Origin of the sequence: Corynebacterium lipophilum (assembly GCF_024102595.1) — a bacterium.
Taxonomy (GTDB): domain Bacteria; phylum Actinomycetota; class Actinomycetes; order Mycobacteriales; family Mycobacteriaceae; genus Corynebacterium; species Corynebacterium pseudogenitalium.
In genome coordinates, this window is the sequence record NZ_JAEUWV010000018.1 from 26,155 (window position 1) to 35,995 (window position 9,841).

At 62.6% G+C, this 9,841-nt stretch carries 9 protein-coding genes; 1 reads left to right on the forward strand and 8 read right to left on the reverse strand.

Annotated elements, in window-relative coordinates; all coding sequences use genetic code 11:
• Positions 1-3: 3 nt before the first annotated feature.
• The 6 genes from purQ to purD form a co-directional block, all read right to left on the reverse strand.
• Positions 4-675 (reverse strand): phosphoribosylformylglycinamidine synthase subunit PurQ, encoded by a 672-nt coding sequence (purQ, locus tag JMN37_RS09710; protein ID WP_070478088.1) that lies wholly within the window; start codon positions 673-675, stop codon positions 4-6.
• A complete protein-coding gene (purS, locus tag JMN37_RS09715; protein ID WP_070361934.1) occupies positions 672-902 on the reverse strand; it encodes a phosphoribosylformylglycinamidine synthase subunit PurS in 231 nt (76 codons plus the stop codon). Before purS ends, purQ begins: the two co-directional genes overlap by 4 nt.
• Before the next feature lie 87 nt (positions 903-989).
• On the reverse strand, positions 990-3,110 hold the full coding sequence (locus JMN37_RS09720; RefSeq protein WP_252931995.1) for a S9 family peptidase: 2,121 nt from the start codon (positions 3,108-3,110) through the stop codon (positions 990-992).
• A 30-nt stretch (positions 3,111-3,140) separates the two neighbouring features.
• The gene (locus JMN37_RS09725; RefSeq protein ID WP_070363439.1) at positions 3,141-4,037 is read right to left on the reverse strand and encodes a phosphoribosylaminoimidazolesuccinocarboxamide synthase; all 897 of its coding nucleotides are present in this window, start codon (positions 4,035-4,037) and stop codon (positions 3,141-3,143) included.
• Positions 4,038-4,048: 11 nt separating this feature from the next.
• Positions 4,049-5,497 carry an adenylosuccinate lyase gene (purB, locus tag JMN37_RS09730; protein ID WP_256021524.1) on the reverse strand — a complete coding sequence of 483 codons (1,449 nt, stop codon included), beginning with the start codon at positions 5,495-5,497 and terminating at the stop codon, positions 4,049-4,051.
• 26 nt (positions 5,498-5,523) lie between these two features.
• A complete protein-coding gene (gene purD / locus JMN37_RS09735; protein ID WP_252931996.1) occupies positions 5,524-6,771 on the reverse strand; it encodes a phosphoribosylamine--glycine ligase in 1,248 nt (415 codons plus the stop codon).
• Between the two features lie 30 nt (positions 6,772-6,801).
• Between purD and JMN37_RS09740 the strand changes: the two genes are divergently transcribed.
• Entirely contained in the window at positions 6,802-7,206 is a 405-nt protein-coding gene (locus JMN37_RS09740; RefSeq protein ID WP_252931997.1) for an HIT family protein, read from the forward strand.
• Here the strand turns inward: JMN37_RS09740 and JMN37_RS09745 are convergent.
• Both JMN37_RS09745 and JMN37_RS09750 read right to left on the reverse strand, forming a co-directional pair.
• A complete protein-coding gene (locus tag JMN37_RS09745) occupies positions 7,203-8,597 on the reverse strand; it encodes a sensor histidine kinase (protein ID WP_071573143.1) in 1,395 nt (464 codons plus the stop codon). The genes JMN37_RS09740 and JMN37_RS09745 overlap by 4 nt on opposite strands.
• Positions 8,598-8,611: 14 nt before the next feature.
• Positions 8,612-9,319: a response regulator transcription factor gene (locus JMN37_RS09750; protein WP_070361930.1), complete on the reverse strand. Its 708-nt coding sequence runs from the start codon at positions 9,317-9,319 to the stop codon at positions 8,612-8,614.
• Positions 9,320-9,841 lie beyond the last annotated feature (522 nt).

The following is a 9,841-nucleotide window of genomic DNA, read 5'->3' on the forward strand; positions in this document are numbered from 1 at the left end:
TCCCTACGCTCCGATCGAAGAAATAGCGGACAAGAACAACCCGAGCCCGTCCGTCGACGGCCCCGTAAGCGCCTCAATCGCGTGCTCCGGGTGCGGCATCAACCCCACGATGCGGCCGTTTTCGCTCGTCACACCAGCAATCGCGTTGATGGAACCGTTGAAGTTATCCGTGTAGCGGAACACCACGCGGCCTTCCTTCTCCAGCTGCTCAATGGTCTCGGCGGACGCCTGGAAGCGGCCCTCACCGTGCTTCGCCGGCACGAGGATCTTGTCCCCCTCGTTGAAGCGGTTCGTCCACGCGGTCTCCGCGTTGGCCACCTCAAGGTAGGTGTCCACGCAGTGGAAGTTCAGGTGCTGATTGCGGGTCAGCGCGCCCGGCAGCAGGCCAGCCTCGGTGAGGATCTGGAAACCGTTGCAGATGCCCAGCACCGGCATGCCCTTCTTCGCAGCCTCCACCACAGCGCCCATCATCGGGGCTTGCGCGGCGATGGCTCCGGAACGCAAATAGTCCCCGTAGGAAAACCCACCGGGGACCACGACGGCGTCAACACCCGTCAAATCTTCATCAGCGTGCCACAGCGACTTCGGCTGTGCGCCAGCCAGGCGAACTGCACGCAACGCATCGACGTCGTCGAGCGTGCCTGGGAACGTGATTACACCGATGGTTGCCGTCATCGAACAACCTCGAAGTCTTCAATCACCATATTTGCCAGGAGGGTTTCGGCGACGCGCTTGAGCTCATCGTCGGACACGGTGTCGTCGACTTCGATTTCAAAGCGCTTGCCCTGACGCACGTCCTCGACACCGTTCACCCCGATTCTGCCCAGCGCGCGCAGGACAGCTTGGCCCTGCGGATCCAAAATTTCAGCCTTAGGCATGACATTTACCACGACTTTTGCCATGAGAATCCTTCGTGTCTCGGAGGTCATTACGACGAAGACAGTATAACGAACGGATCCCTCCCGCGGGAGTCCTTTATTTTGCGGCTGCTAGACGGTGCACGCCCCCGAGTGCACGAGCGTCCAGGCGTACTCGAACGCGGTCTGCTTCCACTTCTCGTAGCGGCCGGACACACCGCCGTGGCCCGCGGACATCTCCGTCTTAAGCAGAATCTCCCCGCCCGTAGCTATCTCGCGCAGCTTCGCCACCCACTTCGCGGGCTCCACGTACAGCACGCGCGTATCGTTCAGGCTGGTCACCGCAAGGATGTCCGGGTAACGCTGGGCAGTGATGTTCTCATACGGGGCGTAGGAGGCCATGTAGTCGTACACCTCCGGGTCGTGGTACGGGTCGCCCCACTCCTCCCACTCCACCACGGTCAGTGGCAGCTCCGGCATAAGGATCGAGGTCAGCGGGTCCACAAACGGCACGATCGCCTGGATGCCCGCGAACTTCTCCGGGGCCATGTTCGCAATCGCGCCCATCAGCATCCCGCCCGCCGATCCGCCCTCAGCAACGAGCGCGTCGTAGGAGCTCACGCCCGCGCGCACCAGCTCGTCGGCGCACGCGATGAAGTCGGTGAACGTGTTCTTCTTCGTCAGCATCTTGCCGTTGTCGTACCAGCCGCGGCCCATCTCACCGCCGCCGCGCACGTGCGCGCACGCCCACACCATGCCACGGTCCAGCAACGACAGCCGCGCCACGGAGAAGCCCGGATCCACCGAGGACTCATAGGAGCCGTAGGCGTAGAGCAACGTCGGGTGCGGATGAGCCATGTCCAGGTCCGCGCGGTGCACCACGGAGATCGGCACCCGGGTTCCGTCGTCGGCCGTAGCCCACATGCGGCTGGCAACGTAGTCGGCGGCGTCGTAGCCCCCGAGCACCTCCTGCTGCTTCAGCAACGTCAGGCCGCGGGTGGCCACCTGGTAGTCGAACAGCTGGGCCGGCTGCGTAAACGAGGTGTAGGTCAGCCGCACCACCGGCGCGTCCCACTCAGGGTTTCCGCCCAAGCCCACGGTGTAGAGCTCCTCGTCGAACTCGAGCTCGCGCAGCGCGCCGAAGTTGTCCCCCTCCACAGGCGCTACCGCAAGCCTGCTAATGCCGCCCGAGCGGTAGGCACAAAACAGGAAGTCCCGGTACGTATCGACGCCCTCTACGCGCACGTCCGCGCTGTGCTCTACGAACGTCTCCAGCTCAGTCAGCGGCACCCGCGCATCCACCGGGCAGGTCCCCACTGCAAAGTTGGGGCCGGTGGCGTTGTGCGTGACCACCCAGTACCCGCGCCCGGCGAGCTCCGCGTAATCCAGGTCGTACTCCACGCCTTCCTCGCGCGGCCACAGCACCTCGAACTCGGCGGTCGGCGTCTCCAGGGGTACCGCGCGCCACTCGCTGGTCAGCTTCGAGCTGGCCACGATGTACAGGAACTGCTCGGCGCGGTCCCCGCCCACGCCAAGGTTGAAGCGCTCGTCATCCTCCTGGTAGACCAGCACGTCTTCCGACGCCGCCGTGCCCACCTCGTGGCGCCATACTTGGTGCGGACGCCATGCGTCGTCAACGCGCAGGTAAAACAGGTACTGCTCGCCCGCCCACGTCGCGCCGTAAAAGGCGCCCTCGATGGTATCCGGCAGCAGCTCGCCGGTCTCCAGGTCCTTAATGCGCAGGTCGAAACGTTCGTCGCCGGAGGTGTCCGTCGAAAAGGCGAGCAAGCGCCCAGACGTGGACACCGCGGACGCGCCGAGCGAGAAGAACTCGTGGCCCTCGGCCATCTCATTGAGGTCAAGCAGCACCTGCTCCCCCGGCAGCGGCGAACCGTCCTCCGGCAACGTCGGCGGCGTCCACGGATCGTCGCCGACTCGCACGCGGCAGGACACGCCGTAGCTCTTGCCCTCGATGGTGCGGCCGTAGTACCACCAGTCTCCGTTGCGCTGCGGCACGGACATATCAGTCTCCTTGATGCGAGACTTCATCTCCTGGTAGACCTGCTCAGCGAGCGGGGCAAACGGGGCGGTCACCTCCGCGGTATACGCGTTCTCCGCCTCCAAATAGGCGATGGTCTCCGGGGACTGCTTGTCCCGGAGCCACTCATAATTATCGACGAACTCGCGTCCATGAAACACGCGAGTCGTAGGGTGTTTTGCTGCCACTGGCGGTTGCGCGCTGAAATTCGTCATAGGCGACGAGTCTACGCGCAACCTCACGCCTTAGGCACGCGCCCCCGGCCAGTCCCCAAACTTCTCGCCGCTGAGGCGCTCGTACGCCTCGATGTAGCGGTCGCGGGTCGCCTCCACCACGGAACCAGGCAGCTCCGGTGGCTGCGTGTTCTCCGCAGGGTCCCAGCCGGACTTCGGGCCGGTGAGCCAGTTGCGCACGTACTGCTTATCGAAGCTCGGCTGCACCTTGCCTTCCTCGTACGTATCGGCTGGCCAGTAGCGGGACGAATCAGGCGTGAGTACCTCGTCCGCAAGGACCAGGTTGCCTTCCTCGTCGACGCCGAACTCCAGCTTCGTGTCCGCCAGGATGATGCCCTTGGTCTCCGCGTACTCCGCAGCCTTGGTGTACACCTCCAACGTGAGGTCGCGCAGCTGGGCAGCGAGCTTCGCGCCCACCTTCTCCTCCACGTACTCGAACGTGACGTTCTCGTCGTGGTCGCCCTGCGCGGCCTTCGTCGCCGGGGTGAAAATCGGCTCCGGAAGCTTCGAGGCCTCAACCAGGCCCTCGGGCAGCTTCACGCCACACACCATGCCGGTGCGGTCGTACTCCTTCTTGCCCGAACCAGTCAGGTAACCGCGAGCGACGCACTCGAACGGAATCATCTTCAGCTTCTTCACCACGTACGAGCGGCCGAGGACCTCCTCCGGAATCCGGGGATCATCAACCGGGCCCGCCAGGTGATTGCGCACACCCGAAAGCAGGTCGAAGAAGAACATGGACGTGGCAGTCAGAATCCGGCCCTTATCCGGGATCGCCGGCTCCAGCGAGAAGTCGAACGCCGAAATACGGTCGGACGCCACCATCAATAACGTTTCGTCATCCACCTCGTAAATCTCGCGGACTTTGCCGCCAGCCAGGTGGGTATAGTCAGAAAGCTCTGGACGCATGGACATAAAGGTTACAGAATCTCCCCTGGTTTGTACGCAGCGGCGTCCGGGTGGGCGTCGATAAGCTGTTGGATACGAGCGCACACGTTGCTGACCTGCGACTCCGCCGAGCCAATGAACGCGTGGCGGTCAGCCAACGCATCCTGCAGCTGCTCTTTGTCGAGCGGGAGGCGCTCATCAGCGGCGAGGCGCTCAATGAGGTTTTGTTCAGCGCCATTTTCGCGCATATCAAGCGCCATCGCAACCGCGTGCTCCTTGATAATCTCGTGCGCCGTCTCACGGCCCACACCCGCGCGTACCGCCGCCATCAAAATCCTCGTCGTGGCCAAGAACGGCAGGTAACGGTCCAGCTCACGGTTGAGCATCGCCGGGAACGCACCGAACTCATCCAGCACAGTGAGAAATGTCTCAAACTGGCCGTCGATAGCGAAGAACGCGTCAGGCAGGGCCACGCGGCGCACCACCGAGCAGAACACATCGCCCTCGTTCCACTGCTGCCCAGCAAGGTCAGCGACCATGGTGAGGTAGCCGCGCAGGATCACCTGGAAGCCACCGACGCGCTCACAGGAACGCGCGTTCATCTTGTGCGGCATCGCCGAAGAACCAACCTGGCCCTCCTTGAAGCCCTCCGTCACCGTTTCGTTGCCGGCCATCAGGCGGATCGTGGTCGCGAGCGATGACGGACCCGCTCCCAGCTGTACAATCGCCGAGATCGCGTCAAAGTCCAAGGAACGCGGGTAGACCTGGCCGACCGAGTCAAAGGTGCGCTCGAAGCCCAGGTGGCGTGCCACCGACTGCTCCAGCTGGCGCAGCTTCGCCTCGTCGCCGCCCATCAGGTCCAGCATGTCCTGTGCGGTGCCCATCGGGCCCTTGATGCCGCGCAGCGGATATGCCTCCAGCAGCGTCTCGATGCGCTCAACCGCCACCAGCATCTCATCCGCCGCAGACGCGAAGCGCTTGCCCAGCGTCGTGGCCTGCGCCGCAACGTTGTGCGAACGCCCCGCCATCACCAGCGTGGAGTACTGATCCGCCCGATTCCCGATCGCCTTGAGCACCGCGACCGACTTGTCACGAATCAGCTCCAGCGAGCGGTAAATCTGCAACTGCTCGACGTTCTCCGTCAGGTCACGGCTGGTCATCCCCTTATGGATGTGCTCGTACCCGGCCAGCGCGTTGAACTCCTCAATGCGCGCCTTCACGTCATGTCGCGTGACCTTCTCACGCTCAGCAATCGAAGCCAGGTCCACCTTGTCGACGACCGCCTCGTACGCAGCGATCGCCTCCTCGGGAATCTCGACTCCCAGCTCACGCTGCGCCTTCATCACGGCGATCCAGAGCTGACGCTCCAGAATGATCTTGTGTTCTGCGCTCCACAGCGTCGCCATCTCCGGCGACGCGTAGCGGTTCGACAGGACGTTGCTATTGTTCGGTTTCAACAGTTTCTCAGCCACGACGCTGATTATCGCACAACGTCCCGACACGCGCGCTAGATACGGATTTCTCCCTCAATCGCGCGCCGTCCAATGTCCTTGCGGTAGAAGGAACCCTCGAGCGAAATCTGCTTAATCGCCTGGTAGGCAGCATCCACCGCATCCTGCAGCGTTGCGCCCTTACCCAGCACGTTGAGCACACGCCCACCAGCCGAAACGTACTCCCCATCCTTGGTAGCGGTACCCGCGTGCAGCACAACATCGGGGTTGTCCAGGTCGGCGCCTGCAATGACGTCGCCGGTCTTGGGGTGCTCCGGGTAATCCTTCGCCGCCAGCACCACCGTCGCCGCGTAGCCGTCCTCCCACTCCAACGGCGGCAGCGTATCGAGGCTGCCCGTGGCCACAGCATAGAGGACGTCGACAAGCGGGGTACGCAGCAGGCTAAGCACCGGCTGAGTCTCCGGGTCGCCGAAGCGCGCGTTGAACTCCACCACCGACGGGCCCTCCGGACCCCACGCGGCGCCGACGTACAGCAGGCCCTGGTACGGGATGCCGCGGGCGACCATCTCGCGCGCCACCGGCCGCGCAATCTCGTCCACGATGCGGTCCACGCCACCCTCCGGCAGCCAAGGAAGCGGCGTGTACGCGCCCATCCCACCAGTGTTCGGGCCCTCATCGTTGTCGTAGGCGCGCTTGTGGTCCTGCGCCGGCAGCAGCGGCACGACGGTCTCGCCGTCCACCAGGCAGAACAGCGACACCTCCGGGCCCTCGAGGAAGGACTCGAACAGCACCGGGTTGCCGGCCTCAATCACCTCGCGAGCGTGCGCGCGGGCCTCGGCAGCATCAAGCGTGACGACGACCCCCTTGCCGCCAGCCAGCCCATCATCCTTGACCACGTAGTGCGGGCCGAACGCCTCAAGAGCATCGTCGATCTCCTCGATGCGCTCCACGCGCTGCGCGCGGGCCGTCGCCACACCAGCAGCGGCCATGACGTCCTTCGCGAATGCCTTCGACCCCTCCAGCTGCGCCGCGGCCTTCGTCGGGCCAAACGCTGGAATGCCCGCGGCCTGCAGCGCGTCCACCGCACCCGCCACCAACGGCACCTCAGGGCCAATCACGACAAGCTCAGCGTCAACGTCTTTCGCCAGCTCGACGACCGACTCAGGCGAAGCGACGTCGACACTCCTGACCTCAGCAAGTGATGCCATGCCGGCGTTTCCCGGCGCGACAGTGAGCTCGTGTCCTGCAAGACCTTTCAACAGGGCGTGTTCACGGCCGCCCGAACCGATAACAAGGATGCGCATGCCCACTAACTTACCGGTAACCTAGGCGCTATGAGCACTGTGTTTACAAAGATTATTCAAGGTGAAATTCCAGGACGCTTCGTGTACAAGGACGAGGAGGTCGCCGCGTTCCTCACCATCGAGCCGATCGCGTACGGCCACACGCTGGTCGTTCCCGTCAAAGAGATCGATAAGTGGACCGACATCGAGCCAGCGCTGTGGGCAAAAATGAATGACGTTGCCCAGCGAGTAGGCAACGCCATCATCGAAGCATTTGGCAGCGAGCGCGCCGGCTACCTCATCGCCGGCTTCGAAGTGCCGCACGCACACATCCACGTCTTCCCCGCCAACGACATGTCCGGCTACGACCTGTCCACCGTGATGAAGATGGACGAAACCGACCCGGCCAAGATGGACGAAGCCGCGGAGAAGCTGCGCGCAGCACTCGAGGCTTAAACCTTCGGGCTCTTCTCCATCGGGAGGGAAATGGTGAACGTGGAGCCCTCACCCGGCGCGCTTTTCACCGTAATGGTGCCGTCGTGTTGCTCGATGAGGGACTTCGCGATCGCCAACCCCAACCCCGAACCGCCGCCGGAAGCGCGGTTCCTGGAGTTGTCCGCGCGGTAGAACCGCTCGAAGATGTGCTCCGCGTCCTTCTCCTCCATGCCGCAGCCGTCGTCGATCACTTCAATGATGATGCGGTCCAGGTTTTCCCGCAACGCCACCGTGACCGACGCGTCCTTGCCCGCGTGCTTGAACGCATTGACAATCAGGTTCAGCAACACCTGGTGCAGCCGCGACGGGTCACCGTTGACCGTCGGCACCGAGGTGGCGTTGTTCTCAATCGTGAGCGAACGCTCCGGGAACGCCGCCTGCGCAGAGCTCACCGCCGAAGTCACCATCTCCAACACATCCACCTGGCGCTTATCCAGGCGAGTGCCCTCCGCACGAGTCAACGCGAGGAGATCCTCCACCAGCAACTGCATGCGGGCAGACTCCTCCTCAATCTTGCCGATGACCATGTCCGCATCCGGCGCCATACCCTTCCGGTAGAGCTCCGCATACCCGCGCACACTCGTCAGCGGAGTACGCAGCTCATGAGACGCGTCACCCACAAAGCGACGCATCTGCTCCTCCTTCAGCTGCGCATCCTCCACGGACTCCTGCAGCTGCTGCACCATCGTGTTCATCGCATATGACAACTTGCCGACCTCAGTCTCCCGCGACCACACCGGCACCCGGCGCTTCGTGTCGCCGTCGGCAATTGCAAGCGCAGTGTTCTCTACCTCACGCAACGGGGCCAACGCCTTACGAATATAGGTGCGCCCCGCGCACGCAATCCCCACCACGGCAAGGAGCCCAAATGTCGTTTCCACAATCGCAAGCCAACGCAGCACGCGGTGCTCTGCGTCAAGCTCCTTCGCGACATACTTCACAGTGCCGTCCGGCATCTCGCGTGACATCGCGCGCCACTTCACGCCCGGCGCCACGCCTGTCGACGGCACCGTCACCGCCTTATCTTGCTGCTTGACCCTCGAAAGGTCCGGCGGCGTATCCACATACACCGGGCTCCACGACGTCCCGAACTGCGGATACCACGTCTCCTGATAAAAATCGCTCGGCGCACCCGACGACGGCACCCACGTCACCTGACCAACCCACGTGTCCAACCCCTCGCTGAGCTGGTCGTCGACACGCTGATACAAAATGCTGCGCATGAAGATGTACACCGCCGAGAAACTCACCAACAGCGCCAGCGTGGCAATCGCCAACACCAACGCCACCAGCTGCTTCTGCAGCGGCTTCGTCCTCGAGTACGCAAGCGCATGAAGCCGACGCCTACTCATCGGTCACCTACGCCTTACTTACGAGGTGTACGCAGCACATAGCCGACGCCACGCACCGTATGAATCAACGGCACATCACCGTTATCCACCTTGCGTCGCAGATACGAAATGTACGACTCAACCACGTTGCCGTCGCCACCAAAGTCGTAGTGCCACACGTTATCCAGAATCTTCGCCTTCGACAGCACCACCTCAGCATTCAGCATCAAGTAGCGCAGCAGGTTGAACTCCGTCGGCGACAACTCAATGATCTCGCCAGCCTTCGTCACCTCGTGCGTCTCATCATTCAACGTCAGATCGGCGTACCGCAGCGTCGTATCCTCATCCGCATCCTCCGTCACCTTGCCGCGACGCAGAATCACACGCAGACGAGTAATCACCTCCTCCAAGGAGAACGGCTTCGTCACATAATCATCGGCGCCAATAGTCAGGCCGTGGATCCGATCCTCCACCGCATCCTTCGCCGTCAAGAACAGCACCGGGCCATCAATGCCCTCACTGCGCAGCTTGCCCAACAGTTCAAAGCCGTCCATCCCCGGCATCATCACATCAAGGATGAACGCGTCCGGACGGAAGTCCTTCACCTTCTCCAGCGCCTCCTGGCCAGAGCCCGCACTCTCGACCTCAAAGCCCTGGAACTTCAAAGAAACCGTCAACAACTCAACGATATTCGGCTCATCGTCAACAACGAGCACCTTTACAGGCTTCGTAGCCTCAGACATGTACAGTTCACTCCTTCATACACCAGGGCATTTCGCGTTTCCCTTAGATTTCTCTCGGGAACTGCGTCGGCCGCCATGAATGGCTTCCACGCCCATGAACATAACTGCCTCTATCTAACGCCGTTTCTCTGAACGTTTCCTGTACGCCCCCTGCATGTGGGTGAGTAAAACAGGGATAGTCCGCCGGGAGAGGCGGGGTTGGGGCCGGTTGGATTTCGTTCCGGTCGACCTCTTAGCGTCGACCAATGCTGGTCGTCAGGAATGACTGTGCATTGCCTGGGCACCAGATCTCACCGCCATCAAACGCTGAACTGGGGAAACGTCGCTTGGCCTTGGCGAAAATGGGGAAATTGGTGCACCGGGGCGATTGCGGGGCGTCGGGCATCAAAATAGTCGGGTTAAGGGTCAAAAAGTGTGTCCGGAATCGCGGATTTTCACGGATTGACCTGTAGGTTTCCGGAAAGTATATGCTCCGGAAGCATATATCTAGCCCCCGACGGGAAATCCTCGGTGTGGCAGCCG

Bases quoted from the DNA above. Each gene is read 5' to 3' on its own strand.
- JMN37_RS09725 (WP_070363439.1), bottom strand. From the start codon at position 4,037: ATGCGTCCAGAGCTTTCTGACTATACCCACCTGGCTGGCGGCAAAGTC.
- purD (WP_252931996.1), bottom strand. From the start codon at position 6,771: ATGCGCATCCTTGTTATCGGTTCGGGCGGCCGTGAACACGCCCTGTTG.
- JMN37_RS09750 (WP_070361930.1), bottom strand. From the start codon at position 9,319: ATGTCTGAGGCTACGAAGCCTGTAAAGGTGCTCGTTGTTGACGATGAG.
- JMN37_RS09740 (WP_252931997.1), top strand. From the start codon at position 6,802: ATGAGCACTGTGTTTACAAAGATTATTCAAGGTGAAATTCCAGGACGC.
- purQ (WP_070478088.1), bottom strand. From the start codon at position 675: ATGACGGCAACCATCGGTGTAATCACGTTCCCAGGCACGCTCGACGAC.
- JMN37_RS09745 (WP_071573143.1), bottom strand. From the start codon at position 8,597: ATGAGTAGGCGTCGGCTTCATGCGCTTGCGTACTCGAGGACGAAGCCG.
- JMN37_RS09720 (WP_252931995.1), bottom strand. From the start codon at position 3,110: ATGACGAATTTCAGCGCGCAACCGCCAGTGGCAGCAAAACACCCTACG.
- purS (WP_070361934.1), bottom strand. From the start codon at position 902: ATGGCAAAAGTCGTGGTAAATGTCATGCCTAAGGCTGAAATTTTGGAT.